The organism is Microcystis sp. M049S2 (assembly GCF_020245625.1).
Taxonomy (GTDB): Bacteria; Cyanobacteriota; Cyanobacteriia; order Cyanobacteriales; family Microcystaceae; genus Microcystis; species Microcystis ichthyoblabe_A.
The window spans coordinates 1-22784 of sequence record NZ_JADBUN010000231.1 but is presented as its reverse complement, the minus strand read 5'-3'; the positions used below and the strand labels follow the sequence as shown (position 1 = coordinate 22784).

General features: G+C 42.4%; 17 protein-coding genes. 8 read left to right on the top strand and 9 right to left on the bottom strand.

The window, feature by feature from the left end; all coding sequences use genetic code 11:
• Positions 1–152: 152 nt before the first annotated feature.
• Both sufC and sufB read right to left on the bottom strand, forming a co-directional pair.
• Positions 153–923: a Fe-S cluster assembly ATPase SufC gene (gene sufC / locus IM496_RS18715; protein ID WP_002783202.1), complete on the bottom strand. Its 771-nt coding sequence runs from the start codon at positions 921–923 to the stop codon at positions 153–155.
• 156 nt (positions 924–1079) lie between these two features.
• On the bottom strand, positions 1080–2522 hold the full coding sequence (gene sufB / locus IM496_RS18710; RefSeq protein ID WP_036395285.1) for a Fe-S cluster assembly protein SufB: 1443 nt from the start codon (positions 2520–2522) through the stop codon (positions 1080–1082).
• 223 nt (positions 2523–2745) lie between these two features.
• On the opposite strand from sufB, the gene sufR reads away from it, so the two are divergent.
• Positions 2746–3384 (top strand): iron-sulfur cluster biosynthesis transcriptional regulator SufR, encoded by a 639-nt coding sequence (gene sufR, locus IM496_RS18705; RefSeq protein WP_079209125.1) that lies wholly within the window; start codon positions 2746–2748, stop codon positions 3382–3384.
• Between the two features lie 46 nt (positions 3385–3430).
• Here the strand turns inward: sufR and IM496_RS18700 are convergent, their stop codons facing one another.
• From IM496_RS18700 to purD, 3 genes are all read right to left on the bottom strand, one after another.
• Positions 3431–4987 (bottom strand): type II CAAX endopeptidase family protein, encoded by a 1557-nt coding sequence (locus IM496_RS18700; RefSeq protein ID WP_287662902.1) that lies wholly within the window; start codon positions 4985–4987, stop codon positions 3431–3433.
• 133 nt (positions 4988–5120) lie between these two features.
• Complete coding sequence (locus tag IM496_RS18695; RefSeq protein ID WP_287662901.1) at positions 5121–6347, bottom strand: glycosyltransferase family 4 protein; 1227 nt, start codon at positions 6345–6347, stop codon at positions 5121–5123.
• A gap of 208 nt (positions 6348–6555) precedes the next feature.
• Positions 6556–7821, bottom strand: coding sequence for a phosphoribosylamine--glycine ligase (purD, locus tag IM496_RS18690; RefSeq protein ID WP_287662900.1), 1266 nt, complete (start codon positions 7819–7821; stop codon positions 6556–6558).
• A 592-nt stretch (positions 7822–8413) separates the two neighbouring features.
• On the opposite strand from purD, the gene IM496_RS18685 reads away from it, so the two are divergent.
• The 5 genes from IM496_RS18685 (at position 8414) to nusB (ending at position 14683) form a co-directional block, all read left to right on the top strand.
• The gene (locus IM496_RS18685) at positions 8414–9778 is read left to right on the top strand and encodes a UDP-N-acetylmuramoyl-tripeptide--D-alanyl-D-alanine ligase (RefSeq protein ID WP_287662899.1); all 1365 of its coding nucleotides are present in this window, start codon (positions 8414–8416) and stop codon (positions 9776–9778) included.
• A 7-nt stretch (positions 9779–9785) separates the two neighbouring features.
• Complete coding sequence (locus tag IM496_RS18680) at positions 9786–10736, top strand: SdiA-regulated/phytase-like domain-containing protein (RefSeq protein WP_287662898.1); 951 nt, start codon at positions 9786–9788, stop codon at positions 10734–10736.
• Positions 10737–11500: 764 nt separating this feature from the next.
• Positions 11501–12088 carry a protoporphyrinogen oxidase HemJ gene (gene hemJ / locus IM496_RS18675; protein ID WP_104396670.1) on the top strand — a complete coding sequence of 196 codons (588 nt, stop codon included), beginning with the start codon at positions 11501–11503 and terminating at the stop codon, positions 12086–12088.
• Positions 12089–12428: 340 nt separating this feature from the next.
• A complete protein-coding gene (locus IM496_RS18670) occupies positions 12429–13892 on the top strand; it encodes a DNA phosphorothioation system restriction enzyme (protein ID WP_194016509.1) in 1464 nt (487 codons plus the stop codon).
• Between the two features lie 137 nt (positions 13893–14029).
• Positions 14030–14683 (top strand): transcription antitermination factor NusB, encoded by a 654-nt coding sequence (gene nusB / locus IM496_RS18665; RefSeq protein ID WP_104396668.1) that lies wholly within the window; start codon positions 14030–14032, stop codon positions 14681–14683.
• A gap of 24 nt (positions 14684–14707) precedes the next feature.
• On the opposite strand, the gene IM496_RS18660 is transcribed toward nusB, so the two are convergent.
• From IM496_RS18660 to IM496_RS18645, 4 genes are all read right to left on the bottom strand, one after another.
• On the bottom strand, positions 14708–15175 hold the full coding sequence (locus IM496_RS18660; protein WP_194016513.1) for a CYTH domain-containing protein: 468 nt from the start codon (positions 15173–15175) through the stop codon (positions 14708–14710).
• A gap of 21 nt (positions 15176–15196) precedes the next feature.
• Positions 15197–15607, bottom strand: a complete 411-nt coding sequence (gene gloA / locus IM496_RS18655; RefSeq protein WP_104396666.1) for a lactoylglutathione lyase — start codon at positions 15605–15607, stop codon at positions 15197–15199.
• A gap of 531 nt (positions 15608–16138) precedes the next feature.
• Positions 16139–19243 carry an efflux RND transporter permease subunit gene (locus tag IM496_RS18650; RefSeq protein ID WP_194016516.1) on the bottom strand — a complete coding sequence of 1035 codons (3105 nt, stop codon included), beginning with the start codon at positions 19241–19243 and terminating at the stop codon, positions 16139–16141.
• Between the two features lie 145 nt (positions 19244–19388).
• Positions 19389–20066, bottom strand: coding sequence for a C40 family peptidase (locus IM496_RS18645; RefSeq protein ID WP_194016517.1), 678 nt, complete (start codon positions 20064–20066; stop codon positions 19389–19391).
• Positions 20067–20635: 569 nt separating this feature from the next.
• Between IM496_RS18645 and IM496_RS18640 the strand changes: the two genes are divergently transcribed.
• Positions 20636–22024, top strand: coding sequence for an LCP family protein (locus IM496_RS18640; RefSeq protein ID WP_104396663.1), 1389 nt, complete (start codon positions 20636–20638; stop codon positions 22022–22024).
• Between the two features lie 2 nt (positions 22025–22026).
• Positions 22027–22527 carry a pentapeptide repeat-containing protein gene (locus IM496_RS18635; RefSeq protein ID WP_194016519.1) on the top strand — a complete coding sequence of 167 codons (501 nt, stop codon included), beginning with the start codon at positions 22027–22029 and terminating at the stop codon, positions 22525–22527.
• Positions 22528–22784: the final 257 nt, after the last annotated feature.

Below are 22784 nucleotides of genomic sequence, written 5' to 3'. Positions count from 1 at the left end.
TGTGGGGTGTGGGGTGTGGGGTGTGGGGTGTGGGGTGTGGGGTGTGGGGTGTGGGGTGTGGGGTGTGGGGTGTGGGGTGTGGGGTGTGGGGTGTGGGGTGTGGGGAGAATAAATAAAAGCAATCTCCTGATAACTGATAACTGATAACTAGATTACTTAACGGCTAATACTTGTTCGTCGAGGAAATCGTAGCCAGTTCTTTCTAATTCGAGGGCTAATTCTTTACCGCCACTGGTGACAATGCGCCCATCGTACATAACATGAATAACATCGGGTTCAATGTAGTTGAGCAGACGCTGATAGTGGGTGATAAGTAAAAAAGCGTTATCGGGAGTAGCTAATTGATTGACTCCCTGGGCAACAATTCGCAAAGCATCGATGTCTAAACCGGAGTCAATTTCATCGAGGATTCCTAAAGTAGGTTCTAATAAAGCCATTTGGAGGATTTCATTACGTTTTTTCTCACCACCAGAGAAACCTTCGTTTAAACTTCTGCCAAGAAAGCTAGGATTCATCTGGACAACTTCTAGTTTTTTCTCGACTAATTCCTCAAAGTCAAAACTATCTAATTCTTCCGAGCCTAAATATTTTTGTCGGGCATTATAGGCAACGCGAAGAAAATCGAGGTTACTAACGCCGGGGATTTCTAAGGGATATTGGAAAGCGAGAAAGATACCCATAAGCGCTCGTTCATCGGGTTCTTTGTCCAAAAGATTTTCACCTTTATAAATTATTTCTCCCCCAGTTACTTCATAATCAGGATGTCCAGCGATTACTTTGGAAAAGGTGCTTTTTCCTGAGCCATTGCGCCCCATAATTGCGTGGGTTTCACCCGCTTTAATTTCGAGGTTAACTCCTTTAAGAATCTGATTTCCATCAATACTAGCGGTCAGATTTTTTACCGATAAAATTACTTCACTCATGGGATGTTTTTCTAGAACAAAAATATTAGTTTTTGGGGTTGACGGCGAATTATCAATTGATGGATAAATTGTCTTAGCTTTTGGTGGGTTACGGCTATCGCCTAACTTAGCTTTTGGTGGGTTACGGCTATCGCCTAACCCACCCTACTTTACTGATTATCCCACGGTTCCTTCTAGCTTGAGACTGAGGAGTTTATCAGCTTCGGCGGCGAATTCCATCGGTAATTTACTGAGGACATCCTTACAGAAACCACTGACTAACATAGAGACAGCATCTTCCTCGGAAATACCCCGTTGTGCGAAGTAGAATAATTGGTCTTCACCGATTTTAGAGGTAGAAGCTTCGTGTTCTACTTTAGCACTGTTGTTATCCACCTGAATATAGGGAAAAGTGTTAGCTTCGGCATTATCTCCAATCAGCATAGAATCACACTGGGAGTAATTTCTTGCTCCCTTGGCTTTCGGTCCCATTTTCACTAAACCGCGATAACTATTTTGGGAGTTACCCGCAGAAATTCCCTTAGAAATAATGGTACTCTTGGTGTTGCGGCCAATGTGAATCATTTTCGTACCTGTATCGGCCTGTTGTTTGTTATTAGTTAGGGCAATTGAGTAGAATTCCCCGACGGAATTATCGCCGACTAAGACACAACTGGGATACTTCCAAGTAATCGCTGAACCAGTTTCTACTTGCGTCCAAGAAATTTTAGAATTAACTCCTTTACAAAGACCCCGTTTAGTGACGAAATTATAAATACCTCCCTTCCCATTGGCATCACCAGCGTACCAATTTTGCACCGTCGAATATTTAATATCCGCATTATCGAGGGCGACTAATTCCACAACGGCGGCATGAAGTTGATTACTATCGTACATCGGAGCGGTGCAACCTTCTAAATAACTTACCGATGCCCCTTCTTCAGCGACAATTAAAGTTCTTTCAAATTGTCCCGTCTCACCGTTATTAATCCGAAAATAGGTGGACAATTCCATCGGACAGACGACACCTTTGGGTATAAAAACAAAGGAACCGTCGCTAAAAACGGCAGAATTAAGAGCGGCAAAATAATTATCACCCACGGGAACCACAGTACCGAGATATTTCTGCACCAAGTCGGGATGTTCCTGTAAAGCTTCCGAAATAGAACAGAAAATAACCCCCTGTTCTGCTAGTTTTTCTTTAAAAGTTGTGGCGATAGAAACGCTGTCAAAGATAGCATCGACGGCGACGTTAGAGAGGCGTTTTTGTTCCGAAAGGGGAATGCCTAATTTTTCAAAGGTTTCGATTAAAGTGGGGTCAACTTCTTCAAGACTGTTGAGTTTTTCTTTTTTCTGTTTGGGTGCAGAGTAGTAGATAATATTTTGATAATCAATGGCAGGATAGGAAACGTGCGGCCAACTGGGTTCGGTCATCTTTTGCCATTGATGATAGGCCCGGAGACGAAAATCGAGCATGAATTCCGGTTCCTTCTTTTTCGCCGAAATTAGGCGAATAATCTCCTCATTCAAACCGCGAGGGATGGTTTCCGATTCGATATCGGTGATGAAACCGTACTTGTAGGGTTGGTTAACGAGGTTTTTAACGGTGGTTGCACTCATGGGGGTTAGTGTTCTCTCTACGCGGTAGGCAGGGGAGGCAGTTAAACAACTTTCCTGTTGTTTAACTTGATTATATAATAGATTAACAACAAAGCTGTTGTCAAAGTCACGGAAAATTTGAGAGGATGCTGATAAACCTCTGTTATTCAAGTTACTCTGTAGGGGTAATTGGCCGCTCCTTGACCCTCAGCAATTGTACGCTAAAGCCTCTGTTTTTGGTATCATGACCACGACTCAACCCGCCTCGACGAAAGACGATATTCTACAATATTTGCTCAAAAACGGTCAATCTACTGCCCAAGACTTGGCCGAGGAGTTAAGCATTAGTCCGCAAGCGACGCGCCGCCATCTTAAGGATTTGGAGGGGGAAGGACTGATCGAATATTTTGCGGTACAAAATAAGATAGGACGACCCCAGCATATTTATCGTCTCAGTCGTCAAGGTCGTGGCCGTTTTCCCCATAATTACGATAATTTCGCTGTTTCTTTCCTCAATACTCTCGTGGAGACGGTGGGAGAGCAACAGGTGGGGGAAATTCTCAAAAAACAGTGGCAACGCAAAGCGGCAGAATATCAATTGCGCCTCGGCAAGGGGTCTTTAGGGGAAAGAATGAGAAAATTGCTGGAAATTCGCCAAGAGGAGGGTTATATGGCAGAATTAGTGGCACTGGAAGCAGAAAATAGTTATATCCTGGCCGAGCATCATTGCGCTATTGCTGAGGTCGCTGGTTCCTATCCCAGTATCTGTGGCCATGAATTAGAAATGTTTGCGCTGCTGCTGCCTGATTGTACGATCGAACGGACTCACTGGATCAACCAAGGTGAGCAACGATGTGGTTATCTAATTAAGTGCAAGGGTTGAAAGGGGGAGATTAGTTATCTCTAGACTAAGAGACTTTTGACCTCACCTAACCCGCACCGCTGCCCAATAAAAATAAACTTAACAGGGTGCCACCATTCCAGAGACTATGAACCAACATCGAGGATAATAAATTTTTCGAGCGGGTGTAAACAAAGCCAAGAACACAACCTAGGACGGTTAAAGGCAGCACTTCTGACAAATTTTGGTGAGCAAGGGCGAAAATCAAACTACTAAGAGCGATAGCACCCCAGACGGGTAGATAACGAGTCAAAGAAGCTAGTAAAAAGCCGCGAAAGAGAATTTCCTCGAAAAAAGGAGCGGCAAGGGAAGCAGTAAAGGCAAAACAGAGCAAAGCGAAGGTATTCTGGGATTCTAGGGCTAAAGTCAGCAGCGGGTTACTGCCTCCTTGTCCTTGCCAAATTAGTTGATTGAGCAAAGAAACGATAATAACCAGGGGTAAAGCGACAAAATAGCCGGCTAATCCCCAGAGAAGCCAAGGACTAAAGAGGTTAAAACGAAACCAATCGGGAGGTAAAGGGCGAAAAGGCTTGATTGCTAGATATAAAACCGATAAACTGCTCACTGTTAAGGCTAAATAACTAACTACAACGTATATTGCTTTAGCTTCTAGACTGAATTTTTCGGGATTGAGACTCAAGAAACTCGATAAAATCCCGAAAATTACCGGTAAAACAATTTGTCCGACGAAAAAGAAACCGATAATTATTCCCCACCAGAGGGTTTCTCCTCCCCACTTAGTTTGCCAAGCGAGACTATCATCTAAAAAGAGCAGCGCTCGCCGTTTACGGAGCAGCCACTGCACTAATAAAAAGACCAACAGCACAATACCGATTAAACCGCCGATAAGAGGCAACAAAGCCAGTAAAATTAGTTTAATTAAGGCATTAGCAGCCACTTCACTCTGTTCTTCCTCTAAAGCGAGTAAATCCTCTTGACGATTTTCGAGACTATATAATTTTTCCAGAATGGTATAACGAAACCATCCTTGAAAATTGCGCTCGATTCTCGCTTCAGCATCGGCAGCAATTTCGGGGGGTTCACTATACAATCCCTCTAACAGCAGCGCATTTTTTAAAACAGCAGGTTTATAGTTCTCAAATTCTGATTTTTCCTTGATGTCTTGCCAGATTTGCCGTGCCGAATCCAAGTCACCTTGACTAGCTTGAATGAGACTTAATTTTAGCTCTAAATCCTTTAGGGAATTGATGTCGCGCTCAAGGGATTTTTTTTGTTCGGGATTAACTGCTGATTTTTTTAGTTCGGTGATTGTTTTTTTGGCACTTTTCTGGGCTGATAAATACTGTTCCTCGGCAGTGTTATAAGTATCTTCACCGATCAGGGAAGTTTGAATTAATTTAAGATTAGCAAATTCCTCACTATTAGGATCAGCATCGCTGCTGAGAGTTGTGACTTGTAGGTTGAGATTGGTTTGATACAGTTGAATATTCGATTGGATTTGAGGCTGATTAACACTAGAAATTAAAGCTGTAACCACTGGAGTTAACGCAATAATTGTTAAGACAAAAGCGATCGCTTGTTTGAGACTTTGCCAGGGGAGTTTTTTTGAAAAATTATCGAACATGAAAATAGGGAATTGGGAGTTAGGGGTTAGATGGTGGGGTTTTAGGGTTTTAGGGTTTTGGGGTTTTAGGGTTTTAGGGTTTTAGTTGAATTTCCTCATTTCCCCATTTCCCCATTCCCCTATTCCCTAATTATTAACTAACTACTTGAGAAAAAAGCTTTTCGTATTGATCCAAAGTCTTTTCAAAGGCATAATTTTCTTCTGCGTATTGTCGTCCTTTTTCTCCTAGTGCAGTTGCTAAATCTGGGTTTTTGTATAGTTTTAAAATAGCTGTAGCTAATGCCTCCGGATCTTCGGGAGTAACCACCAAACCACCACCACTACGCTCGATCGCCCTAGCGGCGGTTCCATCGGCGGGAACAGAAGCAATAATAGCACGACCACTAGCTAATAATACCTGAATTTTGGACGGCATATTAAAGGAAATAACGTTATGTTTTTGCATCACCATACCCACATCGGCGGCGGCTAACATTTCTGGTAATTTTTCCCGGGGTTGAAAGGGTAATAAAAGCACATTACTAGCCCCCTGTTGTTGGCGATACTTTTCTAGGCGATCGAGTGCCTCTTTTTTACCAACAATTACCACTTTAATCTCAGGAATATTAACTAATTGAACTGCGGCATCGATCAAAGTTTCTAAGGGTTGAGTTAGGGCAATATTGCCAGAATATAAAACAACAAACTTGCCCTCAAGATGATTTTCTTGGCGGAAATAATTATGGTTTTTCGGCAGAGGTTTAATAAAGCTGACATCCACCCAATTAGGAATCTCAATAATTTTCTGACTCGGCACATTTTTAGTGAGGAGATTTTTGGTAAAACCATCGGCAATAACTGAGATTTTACTGGCAGTTTTGTAGGCAAATTTTTCGAGACTGCTAAAAACCTTAATCATTTTCTGATTAGTTAATAATCCCACATGAACTGCCGCATCGGGCAGAATATCCTGCAAATTTAGAATGATCGGCACCCCGTATAATTTACTCAATAAAGCGGCGGGAACGCAAACGGGTAATCCGGGGACAGTTAAGAAAATTAGATCAGGTTTTTCGCCTTTGAGAGCCTGAAAGAAACTCAAAAAAACAAAGCTCAATTCAAATAAAATACGATTTTTTAGACTTCTTTGTGGGCGGGCCCAAACGTAGGAACGTTGAATTTTAACACCATTTCGTTCTTCTTCTAGATAGATTTTTCCTCGGTATTCGGGATCGATTTCACTATTAGGATACCAAGGAAAAGCGGTTAAAACCCTGACTTGATGACCTCTTTTAACCAATCCCTCCGCCAATTCTGTCATTAGGGGAGCAATGCCGATCGGTTCAGGATAATAGTTATAAGAATAGAGCAAAATTCGCATAGGGATGGCAATTTGGTTGGGCGATTCAGTTTCATGATTTTATCAATAGTTACTGGTTTTTTGACAAATCAGATTCGCCTTTGTCAGGGATTACCCTAGAAAGAGGTGAGCATTCGGTCAGAGAGGCGGAAAAAAGGGGAAATTGGCTAATAAATTAATCCTCAAAACCCCTAACTATTCTCCCTTACCCCTGCATCAATACTGACCCTTATTTTTCCCGTACCCGGTGGCCGATATCACGACGATAATAGATGCCCTGAAAGTGTATCCTGTTCACCGATTGATAGGCAAGTTCGATCGCCTGATTAAAATTAGCTCCCATAGCCGTGACACCCAAGACGCGGCCGCCATCGGTGAAGATATCGCCGTGTTTTAAAACCGTGCCGGCGTGGAAAACGATCGCTCCCGCGGTTTCAGCTGCCTTAATTCCCGTGATTAACTGGCCTTTTTCGTAGTGGTCGGGATAACCGGCAGACGCGGCCACCACACAAACGGCACTACCGGACCGCCATTGTAAAGAGGGAAAATCAGTTAATTTTTGTTGAGCGCAAGCCAGCAGCAGCGGTGCCAGGGGAGTTTCCAGTAGGGGTAAAACCGCTTGGGTTTCGGGATCGCCAAAACGACAGTTAAATTCGAGAACTTTTGCCTCTCCGGCGGGGGAAATCATTAAACCCGCGTAGAGGACTCCCCGATAGTCAATGCCGCGTTTTTGCAGGGTGGCGACGATGGGGGCGAGGATGTCTCGGTCCACCGCTTCGATAATGGTGGCGGTGGCTATGGGTGCGGGGGCATAAACTCCCATACCGCCGGTATTTTTGCCGGTATCGCCTTCACCGATGCGCTTGTGATCTTGGGCGGGTAGTAGGGAACGAAAGCTGATCCCATCGGTGAGGGTGAGGATAGACACTTCTTCCCCTTCTAGGAATTCTTCCACCACGACTTTAGTAAAGCCACTGGTAAAAAGATCATCGATCGCTTCTAGGGCTGTATCTACGGTTTCGGCGACAATTACCCCTTTTCCTGCGGCTAATCCGTCGGCTTTCACCACGATGGGCGCTCCTTGCTCTTGGATATAAGTTTTTGCTAATTCTGCATCGGTAAAGGTTTCCGAGGCGGCGGTGATAACTCCGGCTTCGCTCATTAATTCTTTGGCCCAGGATTTGCTCGATTCAATTAAGGCCCCGGTTTGTGTGGGGCCAAAAACCGTTATTTCTTGGGACAGAAGATAATCGGTAATGCCGAGGGATAGGGGATATTCTGGACCGACAACCACCAAATCGACGCTATTTTCCTGGGCAAAACGGCTAATTTCAGCAAAATCCTCCATTGCTAGGGGGATATTTTCACATTGAGGTAAAATTGCCGTTCCCCCATTACCCGGAATACAGAACACTTGTTCAACTTCGGGTGATTGCAGCAGTTTCCAAGCCAGGGCGTGTTCTCGACCACCACTGCCGATAACGATAATTTTCACGGATAAACGCAGCCTAAATGACGATGGCTTAATTATCCCCTAGCTCCGGGGTGTCATTGCCTAGAAGTTGAGATTACTTAACTTTTTAATCCTCGCTCCCCACCTGTTGAGCAATAACCCTGGCCCTACGGAGGTGATCAGATAAGTAGCTGGTTATAATTAAATTAAAAATGGATTTTAGGTTCGATCCCCCCTGCCCCCCTTGATAAGGGGGGTGCCGATAGGCGGGGGGATCCCCCCTGCCCCCCTTGATAAGGGGGGTGTCTGACAACTTTTAACGCCTACCTACTTAACTGCTGTAAAGGAGTCAATTGTGATTAGATAGTAGATGCTCCCTTCTTAGGCTGTCCCTATTTTGGGTCATTCTACTGAATTGAGTTGGCTCTCTCGGACATTGGCTGAAAAATATTCACAATATTAGATTATGGGCGCAAGCAGTTCGATAAACTTACTGACCACGTTGCGTCCCTACATGGCACCAGATCTGATTGAGAGAGCCAAGAAAAATCGATTTTATCTGATCTAAGTCCCCGTTAAACCTCAATCTATCTTTCAGATTATTCGGAATTTACTCTAAGTATTTTTATTGTCTATGCCCTGTCATTTATCCCTCAATCAACTAGCTCAATTATTGTCCTTACAAGATAAGACTGACATAAGTTTTAGTCCCGATAGTTTAGTATCTGGCATTAATACTGATAGCCGTAGTATTGAGCCTGGACAAGCATTTTTAGCCTTAAAAGGTGATAATTTTAATGGTCATGATTTTATCGATATGGCTATCAAAAGAGGAGCGGCGACATTGATTGTCGATCAGCCAGTTTCGGTCAATTCTTCTAAAAATATTCCCGTATTCCTAGTCCATAATACCCTAGAAACCTATCAGCAATTAGGCCATTGGTGGCGGAATCAATTTACTATACCCGTGATTGCTATTACGGGATCGGTGGGGAAAACCACCACTAAAGAATTAATCGCCTCCGTATTAGCAACCCAGGGAAAGGTACACAAAACCCTGGCTAATTATAACAATGAGATCGGAGTGCCGAAAACTCTCCTCGAACTGGATGAAACTCACGATAGTGCCGTAATCGAGATGGGAATGCGGGGACGGGGAGAAATTGCCCTGCTCGCTCAAATCGCCCAACCAACGATCGCAGTGATTACTAATGTGGGAACCGCTCACATCGGTCGTTTAGGGTCGGAAACGGCGATCGCAGAGGCGAAATGCGAGTTATTGGCCGAGTCTGCTTCTGGTAGTATAGCTGTTCTTAACTACGATCACCCTTTACTTACCGAAACAGCTAAACGGGTATGGCAGGGGGAAACAATTACCTATGGCTTCTCTGGCGGCGATATAGTCGGAGAATTACTGGATTTAACTACTTTACGAGTCAATGGACTAGATTTTAACTTACCTTTATCCGGTCGTCATCACGCTTTAAATTTTATGGCAGCCTTGGCCGTAGCGAAAATTTTAGGCATCGATTGGACTTCTTTGCAACAGGGAATTAAGGTTAATTTACCCAGTGGTCGGGCTAAACGTTACCAATTAGAGCCGGATATCCTACTCCTCGATGAAACCTATAACGCGGGTCTAGAATCAATGTTAGCGGCCTTGAATTTACTGAAAGCTACCCCCGGTCAGCGTCATATTGCTGTTTTAGGCACGATGAAGGAGTTAGGGTCTTTTTCGGAGCAATTACATCGCCAAGTGGGTGAGAGGGTGCAAAAACTAGGCATAGATCGCTTGTTTGTCTTGGTGGACGACCCACAAGCTAAGTTTATTGCTGAGGCGGCTACTGGGGTCGCTTGCGAATGTTTTCAAACTCACGCAGATTTAATTAATCGTTTAAAGGAAGTGATCGATTCAGGCGATCGCATTTTATGCAAGGCTTCCCATTCCGTCGGTTTAAATCGGGTGGTGGAGGAGTTAATCAGTGATATTGGGGGTTAGGGAATAGGTGTTAGAGAATAGAGCATTTTTTAGCAAGAATAGCCGATTAAAAACAGTTTTTTCGGGTATTTTAACGCTAATTTTCTTTTTTTCGGCCGCGCAAGTCTCTTTTGCTCAAGAATCGAGACGACTGGAGACTTATCTCCCAGATCTCAGTGGTTTAGCTTGGGTAGAAGCAGATATTTTTCTAGGGGTTCACGATGCCAAAAATAAGGGCAAAAACAGTGATCCATCTCAACCAAGACTGAGTCTTTTACAGCTACCTACGCAGGAAAAACCCCTATTATGGCAGGTTTTAAGGGTAGATTGGCCAAATCCAGAGGGATTGAGTAACGATCTCGAAAGTATTACTCATATTCCTCAAACTAACTTATTTTTGTTGGCTGAAAGTGGCGAGAAAAAACCTTTTCAAAGACTGTTTTTAGCAGCATACAACCAGCAACAAGTCAAGATAGTTGAGCAAATAAATTGGCCGATCGCGGTGGAAAATGTAGAGGCGATCGCTGTTAGTCGGCAAGGCGATCGTTATCTATTTATCTACGCAGAACGGGCCGATAGTCAAGAGAGTACAAAAATTCGCTGGACGGATATCTCGTTCAATCCCTTAAAATTCGGGGAATTTCGGTCGGTAACTTTTCGGAGTCCTTTTGGTAGTGGTAAAAATATTCGCCTCATCTCCGATTTAGCCGTAGATAAGCAAGGTAATATCTACATAGCTTCCGCTGACGATCCAGATAGTGCGGGAGTGTTTAGAAGTGCTGTTTACCGTATTGGTCAAGTTACAGCCGATAATAGCCTAATTCTTGCCCCTAATCCCCAAAAAATTGCAGAAATCGACGGCTCCAAAGTGGAAGCGGTGACTACCAGAGAATCTCCTAGAGGTGAAGTAGAAGTCTTTATCGGTACAGATGACGAGAATTATGGCGGTTTTCTGCGACCTTTGCTCTTAGATAATTAGCTATCGGTCGTCAGTATTCTCCGAGTAAGGAGTCGGTCGTCAGGAGATTATTTTTATTTATTCTCCCCGCTCCCCACTTCCCCACTTCTCCACTTCCCTGCTCTCCAATAACTACTCGCAGCTAGAAATCGGCTAGACCGCAGCATAATTTGTGCTTTTTGTCAAAAAAACTTTTTCTTTGCAATAAAACTACACAAAAAAAAGATCATCGTTGTGGGTGAAATTGACTCATTTACCTGTCTTAATTAGGATCACCTTCTAGATGTGGCAAGGGTTTCAACCGTTGCTGCCCAAAAAAGCACAGAAAGACCCATTATGAAATTCAGTAAAATCGCTGTAACTAGCATAACATCGTTGTTAAATAAAAATCTTTCTCAATTAATTCTTAAGAATTTGTAAATATTGCGGAATGTTAATTTAAATATTCTCAAGTTTTTGGAGTCAATCAATAGTTTTTGCTTATCTTTGTCCAACATTGGGTTAGGAGACAGTTATCAGTTATCAGTTATCAGTTATCAGTTATCAGTTATCAGATGTGAGTTTTTAGTTTATTGTTTACTGAAAAAGCTCCCCACACCCCACACCCCACACCCTACACCCTACACCCTACACCCTACACCCCACACCCCACACCCCACATCCCTCTCCCTGCTCCCTAACCCGCAACCCCTATTTTCCGTCTAAACTTTTGTATAGGGATAGTCTGGGAAAGCATGGATAACTCTTAGACTAATTAATTCGGGACTCACATCACAATATAGACTATGGCTTACTATTGGTTTAAAGCATTTCACCTGATTGGGGTAGTTGTTTGGTTTGCGGGACTATTTTATTTAGTACGTTTGTTTGTCTATCATGCGGAGGCAGCAACACAAACCGAACCCGCACAAGCTATTCTGAAAGCACAATACGAGATCATGGAGAAGCGACTCTACAATATCATCACCACACCGGGGATGATTGTCACCGTGGCCATGGCGATCGGTTTAATCTCCACAGAACCAGAAATTTTAAAATCGGGATGGTTACATATTAAATTATCCTTTGTGGCTCTTTTACTGCTCTATCATTTCTACTGTGGTCGCATCATGAAAAAGCTAGAAAAAGGGGAATGTAATTGGACGGGACAGCAATTTCGGGCCTTAAATGAAGCACCAACCCTGTTATTGGTAGTTATTGTCCTTTTGGCAGTATTTAAAAATCAATTACCCCTCGATTTGACCACTTGGTTAATTGTAGCTTTAGTGGTATTAATGGCAGTGACAATCCAACTCTATGCTAAAAAACGTCGCCAAGATCAAGAAAAACTTCGGCAAAATACTCCCCAAAAAGAAGAAGTAGTGACCATGTAAATTATCCTCTAATCATTCCCTAGGTTTCTAGGATAACAGTTAAGAGTGGTTTGATAGCTTTGGGATGGTCTTTTTAGTCCATCCCAATTATATAGGGAGCAACCTTTAGCTTTTAGATTTTTGGCTTTTTGCTACTTTTGAGCTTATACAAAAACTATTTTTAATAGTGTGATGAACTGCCAAGCTATGGATTGTTTCTCCCACTTCCCACTTCCCACCATCCTATACCTTTTAAACAGGATTTAGTATAAACCTCTTGCAAACAGGAAACGCTATAAATAAAAACAATCTCCTGACTCCTGACTCCTAACAACAATTTTTGATTTTTACAAGAGGTACTATGAATAGTTGCTGGATAGATTGGGAAAAAATAACTAGAAATTTTCTTAATTCCCGCAAACTCAAGCAAGTTGCTGAATTGCGAGGATTCTATAGAGTCAATCCCTCTGGTATTCCTAGAATTCCTCCCGATTTGGAATTGAGAGACTACCAAAATACAGCGATTATCAGTTGGTTTCGTAATCGGGGACGGGGAACTTTAAAAATGGCCACCGGCAGCGGTAAAACTATTACTGCTTTAGCTATTGCCATGGAACTTTACCAAGCGATAGAACTGCAAGTATTATTAGTAATTTGTCCCTATCGTCACCTAGTTAATCAATGGCAACGAGAAGCCGAAAAATTTAATCTTAAACCGATTTTAGCCTACGAAAGTGTCCATACATGGCAAAGTCAACTATCGACAGAATTATATAATGTGCAAGCGGGTAATCAAAAATTTGTCACTATTTTAACTACTAACTCAACTTTTATTAGCGAGGGTTTTCAATCACAAATCAAATTTTTTCCTGATAAAACTTTAATCGTTGGTGATGAATCCCATAATTTAGGTTCCCCCCGATTAGAAGAGTTATTACCCCGTTCTTTAGGTCTAAGATTGGCTTTATCTGCTACTCCTGAAAGATATTTTGATGAGGAAGGAACCGACGCTATTCTTGATTATTTTGGACAAATTCTACAGCCAGAATTTACCTTAGCTGATGCTATTAACAAAGGAGCTTTAGTCAATTATTTTTATTATCCAGTCTTGGTTGAGTTAACCGACGGTGAGGCTTTATTATACGCAAAATTAACCCAAAGAATCGGCTGGACTTTGCAGAAAAATAGTAATTTAAATGGCAATGAAAATTTAACAGCACTATTAATGCAAAGATCGCGATTAATTGGTTCAGCAAGTAATAAATTACAGGCTTTACAACAACTGATGCAAGAGCGTTTAGATACGGATCATACTTTATTTTATTGTGGGGATGGTTATGTAGAAAATTATACTGCTAATTATCGTCGTCAGGTAGAGGCTGTTACTCATTTATTGGGCAATCAATTAGGTTATCGAGTTGCTACCTACACCGCAGAAACTTCCCTAGAAGAACGAGAAAAAATTCGCCAACAATTTGAGGAGGGTTATCTGCAAGGATTAGTGGCAATTAGATGTTTAGATGAAGGAGTAGATCTGCCATCAATTCAAAACGCGGTCATTCTGGCTAGTAGCGGTAATCCTCGCCAATTTATTCAGCGTCGCGGGCGAATATTGCGACCCCATCCCGATAAAAAACAGGCCACTTTATTTGATATGATTGTTATGCCACCCACCTTAGATCGAGAAACCTGGGAAGTAGAAAGGAATTTATTACGCAAGGAATTAAAACGCTTTCTAGAGTTTGCTCAATTAGCTATTAATGCTCAAGAAGCTGAGACTAAATTAGGGGAGATTCAAGATAGATATTGTCTTTTGTCTAATTAAAACTTGAAAAGTTAAATCTTGGCAGCTTTTATGCTAAAATAGAGGTTAGTTAAGAATTGATCGCCGAGAAAAATCAACCCAACCAGATAGCGATCGATAAAGTTGTATAATTTTCTTTCCTCTCCTTCTAAACTTCTATGCCTCCCCGTCAACAACCCCGTCGCATTGCTCGAGAACTTGCCCTTTTGAGTTTAAGTCAGATTAAAGGCAATCCTGAAAACCTAGAACAGCAAACTTTAAACGATTTAATTTTAGTCGCAGTTAGAACCTTAACCCTAGAAATTCAAGAAACCTTAGAAACCGCTGCTGCTGAAATTAGTCGTGGTAATGAACGGATTCTCGCTAGTGATACTAAGGCAACAAATCTAAAAAGCGCCCAAACTATGGTAAAAGAGGCAATTTCTCTTACCCACAATGCCATTAATCGTTTAGGAACCGTGATAGATTTTCCCGAAATTGTCCAGTTATCCAGTCAGTACGAAGTGCGGGAATATGCCCTAGAATTAATCGGTACAGTCTATCGTCGTCGTGCGGAAATCGAACAGGAATTAACCAGCGCTTTAGTGGATTGGCAACTACATCGTTTACCAAGAATCGATCGGGATATCCTGCAAATTGCCGTGGCAGAAATGCTCTATCTCGATATACCTCAAAAAGTAGCAATTAATGAGGCGATCGAGTTAGCCAAACGTTATTCTGATGATGAAGGTTATCGCTTTATTAATGGCGTTCTCCGACGGGTAACGAATAAGCTAAACGAAGCAGAAAAAGCCGTATCTACCCAGGGTTAAACTGGGAGTAAATTAATACTACAATCACCACATTTTATAGGGAAATTTCTGTAAATTGATATTGTAGTATCGCTCATCTCCCGTGACTTCTTCGCCGATCCAATCGGGCATAGTAATGACTTGATCCTCTTGTTCTAACTCAATTTCAGCCATAATCAAACCTTGATTATCCCCCAAAAATTCATCAACTTCCCAAGTTAAATTATCCAAAGAAATGCGATGACGAATCTTTTCAATTAAAGGTTTTTTACAGAGGTTTTCTAACATCAGTGCCGCGTCTTCTAGGGGAATTACATACTCGAATTCCTGACGACTAATGCCCTCAGTCTTGCCTTTAATGGTTAAATAACCCCGATCTCCAACCACACGAACCCGCACGGTTGTCAATCCATCTTGGGTGGGAATATATCCCTGACGATACAACTTGCCAGTCGCAAGCGATCGCCAGTGATCCCCTTTAACCAGAAACTTCCGTTCAATTTCAACAGACATAAGCTTTTGACAACAATAAATTTAAGCCCTAGCCAGGGCAGCACCCTGGGTTCCTAGTTGAATTAACTCGATCTTGTAGCCATTAGGATCTTCCACGAAAGCAATCACCGTAGAACCGTGTTTCATCGGGCCCGGTTCCCTAGTGACATTACCACCAAGAGCTTTAATTTTCTCACAGGTGCTATAGATATCATCCACGCCTAGGGCAATATGACCGTAAGCATTACCGACTTCGTAGCGATCGACTCCCCAATTATAGGTCAGTTCGATGACAGCATGATTAGCCTCATCGCCATAACCGACAAAAGCGAGAGTAAATTGACCATTGGGATAGTCTTTCTGGCGCAGTAACTTCATTCCTAGCACATCGCAGTAAAATTGTAGAGATTCCTGCAAATTATTGACCCGGAGCATGGTGTGTAAGAGACGCATGATTATTTAGATGACATCGATCGAAAAATTACTCATCTTTGATTGTAACCAGTCCTTGGGCTTTCTTATCTCCTTGAGGCTCAACAATTATACTAATACAAATGTACGAAATTAGCTGTAAAACCACTTACTCCCATAATAGCTGTGAAAAAAATCAACTCTCTGGCAACACCGAAATCACTATCTAGAAGATTTTCTCGGTCTATCGTGTATTTAGTGGTGAAGTTGATTAAGTCAAGACAGTCTTGATCGCGATTTTTCTAGGGGAATTGTGAAGGTAGTAGGTGGTATAGCGGTTCTCGCATCTGTGCGGCACACTTAAACCTTTGCTGATTAAGCTGTTCAGGATCGGGAATGTACCTCTTGTGAATCAGAAACGCTATATCTTTCTCTAAAAAAATGGAGAATCACTTTGGGGAACTGTTTGGCGTTTTATCCATGACTACAATGCACAGCAAAGCAAAGGATTAAGCCGCCATCACTACTACCGAATCACCACCCATAATTCATAATTCATAATTCCCAAGAAGATTATTTTCTAGAGAATAAAACGTAAAAACAGGGAATAATAAACAGAGTTAACAGAGTTGCTAAAGACAAACCCGAAAAAACGACAATTCCTAAAGGTTGCAGGAATTCTCCCCCCTCTCCTAATCCTAAAGCGAGGGGAAATAAACCTAAAACCGTGGTCACGGTAGTCATTAAAATCGGTCGTAAACGTTGGGGAGCGGCCTTTAAAATGGCTTGTAGCCGGGTAAAACCGAATTCTTTCCGCAATTGATTCGCCAATTCCACCATAATAATCGCATTATTAACCACAATCCCCACCAATAAAACCACCCCGACGATGACAATGGCATTAATCGGGGTTTTAGTCCAATATAGCCCGAAAATTCCCCCCGCCAGGGCCAAAGGAACAGTTAACATAATCACCAGAGGGTCTATGAGCGAGTTATACTGCACAGCCATGACCACAAAGACTAAAAATACCGATAAACCCGCTAATAAACCCAAAGAACCCTGAATTTCTTGATTAGACGTGGCGGCAGCACTGGGTAAAATGCTGATACCATCGGGTAAGGGAGTAGCGTTTAAAACCGATTGTACCCCCGCGAGTGCGTCACTTAATTTCGCTCCCTCGACTAAACTGCCGATAATAATAAAAACTTGACGCTGATTGATTCTCTGGATGACTGCTGGGGTTTTTCCCCCTTCAATCCTAGCGATATCTGCTAATTTTAAGTCTTCTTGCCTATTGACAAAAATAGGTATTTGTGATAAGTCACTAATTTTTTGCCGCGAGTTGGGGTCCAATTGCACTCGGATATCGATTAATCTTTCTCCCCGTTGCAGTTGGGTGGGGATCGATCCTTGAATAGCGGTCCGTAGCGTTTGTCCCACTTCCAGGGTACTCAATCCCAAACTATTTAAGCGGGTCCAATCGGGTTTAATCTGGATTTCCGGTTGTCTGGGGTCAGCATCGGCACGAAAACGCGCACTAGGGACTTTTTCATCGAGAATACCGAGGATTTCTTCACCAGCTTGCTCTAAAGTTTTCCCATCGCGTCCCTGTAACATCACATCCACATCGGCACCGACGGAGGGAGAGTTATTAAGAATAATACCGCGCACTTGACCGGGAGTGAGACGCAAACGCACGTTAACGAGGTTTAATTGCTCTAATGCTTTGCTCATGCGTTCGATATACGCTTCTGTATTAGTGCCTTGTTTGAGATTAATCGTACTAGAAGCACGCAAAATATTTTCATTGGTAGTTGTGCCAAAAAGAGAACCGCCACTGGTAGTAAAAACGTACTTAGTCTCTGGTTGTGATAATAAAATCTTTTCTACTTCCCGCATCACCTGACGGTTAGCATTTAAATTGGTACCGGGGGGAAATTGAGCAAAAACGTTCACCTGTCCGGTTTGAATACGACTAAAGACTTCCTGGGGGATATATTGCCAGAGATAGAAACTACTTCCCCCTAAAATTAAAAAGGCCAGCAGGATAACAGGTATTCTGTAGTGGATGATTTTAGCTAAAAAACGACCGTAGAGGATGGTTAAACCTTCTAGTCGTTGACTAAAGACTTTTAATAGCCAAAATCGCTGAATACCACTAGAAACCCGCATATTTAACAAACGACTGGCCAACATGGGAACAACGGTTAACGCACACAGCAGAGAAGCAGCCACAGCAAAACTGATAGTGAGGATAATCTCGTTAAACAGTAGGGAAATAAAACCACCCAGTAGTAAAAATGGCAGTATAGAGACGAGATTAGTCGCAGTGGAGGCCAATAAAGCAGATTCTACCTCTTGGCTGCTATTACGGGCAATTTCTAAAAAATCTCGCTTATTTTGGTTTTGATTAACTTTGAGGGCAATATTTTCCAGCATGACGATGGAATTATCCACCACGATACCCACCCCTAGGGCCAATCCTCCCAAACTAAACACATTTATCGATAACCCGAATAACTTCATACAGATGATTGCGACGAGGGTAGAAAGAGGAATCGCTAGGGTAATGATAAAAGTCTGTCGCAGAGAACCGAGAAAGACGAATACAGTCAATCCTGCTAGAATTGTCCCCGCTAGTCCCGAGGAAACCACGTTATTAACCGCGTTTTGGATAAATACAGACTCATCGGTAGTGGGGACAACTTGCATCCCCCCGGTCATTAACCCGGATTTTGTTAATTCTGTAATGCGTTTTTTGACCCCTTCTACCACAGCAATCGTGTTCGCATTCGGTTGTTTTTGGACGCTAACCCTGACGGCATTTTTTCCATTTAGGGTGACAAAAATTCTTTGTTCTTCTGTCCCATCGATAACTCTGGCCACATCCCGCAGATAGACTTTTTCTTCGGGATTATTACTATCGGTCAGTGCTAAATCTTGGATATCCGCTACGTTTTTAAATTTCCCCACCGCACGGGTTAAAGGTTCCCCAGTTTCTCCCTCTAGTCGGCCTCCAGAGATGTCCTGATTGCGTCTTTTTAGGGTGTCTAAAACCTGATTTAATCCCACTCCTAAAGATTGTAATCGCTGCAGGTCAATATTAACTTGAATTTCTTCTCTAACTCCCCCAATCACGTCCACTACTGCCACTCCTCCCACAAATCCTAATTCTCTCCCTAATTCTTCATCGGCAAATAATCTTAAATCTTTTAGGGGTAGGGTATCAGAAACGAGAGCGAATTCATAGACGGGTAAACGAGAGGGTTCAAATTTATTTAAGCGCGGTTCTTCAATAATATCGGGTAAATTTTGTCGGACACGATTAAAACTTTCGGTAGCTTCATTTAAAGCAACATTTAAATCTCCCCCCGGTTGAAAAAATAAATCTACTCGCATCCTTCCCTCGCGAGTTTCTGAATAAACTTGCACTACTCCCTCGGTGGCACTCATTCCTTCTTCTAGGGGTTTAGTTACTTCTTCGAGAATAACTTCCGGGGACACTCCAGGGACATTCATCCTTAAACTAATGCGAGGATAAGTGATAGAAGGAAGCAAATCTACTTGTAAACGATTTAGAAAAAAAAGACCGATGATGATAACTGCTATAGTTAACATCAATACTCCTATGTGACGACGAATTGATAGACCGCTTAGGGAGATGTTTTCTAACATGATTATCTATGGGGGAGAGTAAGGAGTGAGGAGTTAGGGGTTGGGGTTTTAGGGTTTTGGGGTTTTGGGGTTTTAGGGTTTTGGGGTTTTAGGGTTTTGGGTTTTAGTTGAAATTTCCCCATTTCCCCATTTCCCTGATAACTGATTAATTGTGCATAACTCGACCGAAACTCCATAATTTTTGATAATAATGACGACTAACGCTATCCCTATCATCAGTAAGTAGATTTATAGCGATACCATTGTTACCTGTTTCTTTTCCTGAACTGTGGATATATTGATTATTACCTAGATATACAGCCACATGATTAACTCTTTTATCACCAAAGAAAATTAAATCTCCTGGGAGTAATTCCTCTCGGTTTATTTTTTGACAAAAAGCTTCCTGTTGATAGGAATCCCTCGGCAACCAAATGCCAAAAGTGGCAAAAGCAGCCTGGATTAATCCTGAACAATCGTAATTAGGTGCAAGGGTTCCACCCCAGAGATAATGATTGGTACGGTTCCTTGCTTCCTGAGTAAAAGTGATAATATCAGGAATGTGTTTTTCTATGTCCGAACGAGTTAGAGTAATTTTTTGATAAGCTGTGGTGGCTGCCGCAATTGCATCTAAATCTTCTAGGGATAACCAAGCTAAATAATTATCCTCCCTTAGCTGAATTTGTAGCCCTTTTTCGGTAATTTCTAGGGAAATAAATTTTAATTGTCTTCCCCGTTGTGCTTGGGTAGCTAACTCTTGACAACTGGGAGAATTGTAGAGATTTAAGTCTCTTATACAGAGATATTCCTGGGTGGATGATGGGGGAAGGGAGATGATTTTCATAAAAAATAGATCAGAATTTATTGACAAAAAAACTGTCAGACTAGCCAAAAGCTAAGGAATAAAAACAAGGAGAATAACCTTAGTTATGTTATCTTCAAGTTTCCACCTCTCTTAATTCTTGGTTACAGATATAATCTATAACTGAACCGAATCCCTCAAAAATTATTTAACCTCTGGCATAATTAACTTTTTAGGGTTCAAAAACGGCAAAAATAAGGATTAAATGGCATAAAATCGGTAAATAGAGTATTTAATTGACTATTAAGTAGGTAGGTGTTAAAAATTGTCAGATACCCCCTTATCAAGGGGGGATTAAGGGGGGATCGAAGGCAAAATCTATCTTCTATCTTAACTCTCCTGACTACTGGCTACTGGCTACTGATCCCTAACCCTAACAACAATTTTTAATTTTTACAACAGGTCTAGGATAGCCAGTTCCTTAACAATATGTTACAATAGCCGGCGAGAGGGGGGTGGCCAATATCTGGAACTTTTGGGCTAGAGATAGATTCTAGGGATCAGCAGTCACCTCCTAGAGTAAGCTTTTAATCAGATGTTGAGGTTAGTCTATGGCCAATGTTTCCGGGCGGTTTGAAAAGCAAGAATACAGCCAAAACTCAGAAAATACCGTCACGGTGGTCAGTTCAGTCATGTCCGGTTTAAAAAAAGCATCTCCCCTGCAAAAGGGCTTATTTTGGGGAATAACCCTCAGTTTTACCGCCCTAGTTTCCGCCACTGTTGGGGCTGCCGTCGCCTTAATTAGTCCCTTACCCGCACCAATTGGGGCTATCTTCCAAAAAACATCTTTTCCCACCCAAACAGACATCCTTGAGGATCAAGCTTGGAATAGCTTAATCAATCAGCAGCTTTCTCGTCCTGTTAATATTTTAGTTATGGGCATCGATCGAGTTTTAGATGCCAAAAACAGCGACGATGTATTTAAAGGTCGCAGCGATACCATGCTCCTAGTGCGCTTCGATCCTAGCGATAAAACCGTGAGAATGCTGTCTATCCCTCGCGATAGCCGTGTCAGAATCCCCGGCCACGGTTTCACTAAAATCAACGATGCCAATGTTCACGGTGGACCAACTCTAGCGGCAGCAGTGGTCAATAACACTTTAGGGGGTGTCACCGTTGATCGCTATGTGCGGGTGACTACCGATGCCTTTAAGGAATTAGTCGATTTAGTCGGGGGTGTAGAAGTTTATGTACCCGAACGAATGTATCATAAAGATGTCACCCAAAAATTAGAAATTGATTTACAAGAGGGTTGGCAAAATCTCAACGGCGACCAAGCAGAACAATTTGCCCGTTTTCGTAACCCGCAATACGGCGATATTGGTCGCGTACAAAGACAACAAATTTTATTAAAAGCACTCCAACAAAAGATTTTTAGTCCGACAATTCTCCCCAGTCTCCCGAAAGCAGTACAGGTTTTACAACAATATATCGATACGAACTTAAGCGTCGAGGAAATGCTGGCTATCGCTAATTTTGGCCGGGAAATTAAACAGGATGACCTAAGAATGATCCTACTCCCCGGCCGGTTTAATAGCCTCGAGGAATACGATGGTCGCAGTTATTGGATTTTGAACCGTCGCGAAATTAGAACCATTGTGGCTAATAATTTTACCGATAACTACGCGGGGGGAGAAACCTCCGTTTATAATCTGCGGATTGCCATTCAAAATGCCACCCATACCAAAGGTTTAGCCCGTCGTACTCGTAATTATCTGGCCAAACGGGGCTACACAAATGTTTATATTAGCGATGACTCCTCCCAAAAGCTAGAAACCACGGCAATTATTGCCCAAAAAGGTGATGTTCAGTCCGCTAACCTCTTGAAAAATCAATTGGGAATCGGTAAAGTAGAATCATCCTCCACTGGTGCTTTAGACTCAGACCTAACTATTCGGGTGGGTGATGATGTGGCCCAGTTTCTCGACGCTCAACAGTAACAATGTTGAAAAATTTTTTCAGTCTGGTTTTAATTATTTTGCTGGCAATTCTGTGGCTACTTTTCGCGTCCCGTCCGGTGGCCTTGGCCCAAGATAAAACGATTAACTATAGTTTTGCCCAGCTGCAAGATCGGGATTTTTCCCATCAGGATTTACGCGGAGGAGTTTTCGCCGCCGCCGCGATGCGGGGAGTTAACCTAGAAGGGTCCGATTTATCCTATAGCATTCTCACCGAGGCTGTCCTCTTAAAAGCCAACTTAAAAGGGGCTGATTTAACCGCATCTTTGGTAGATAGAGTTACCCTCGATTTTGCCGATTTAACTAATACTATTTTTACCGATGCGATCGCTACTCGCAGCCGTTTTTATGACACAATTATTACCGGGGCCGATTTCACTAACGCAGTAATTGATGCCTATCAGGTCAAGTTAATGTGTGAACGGGCCGATGGGATTAATCCGGTCACGGGAGTGGCCACCAGAGATAGTTTAGGCTGTGATTAAGGTTTGCTGAATAAATCTAAAAACCTTGTTGGGTAATAATTTTAGACTTTTTATCAATCAAAAAGTACCAGATCTGGGAGTGATCGGGGGGAAAATCCCTGGACTTTTTCCCTGAAAGTTAGCCTGCATTATTCACCAACTGGCAAAAACCTGATTGTGAGGACATCTCAAAAAACAGACTGTTTTTCAGCCAGATCGCTAGATGAACTTCTTGCCAAGGCTTTCGAGGATTTTCCAAAGTCTTCATGAATAATGCA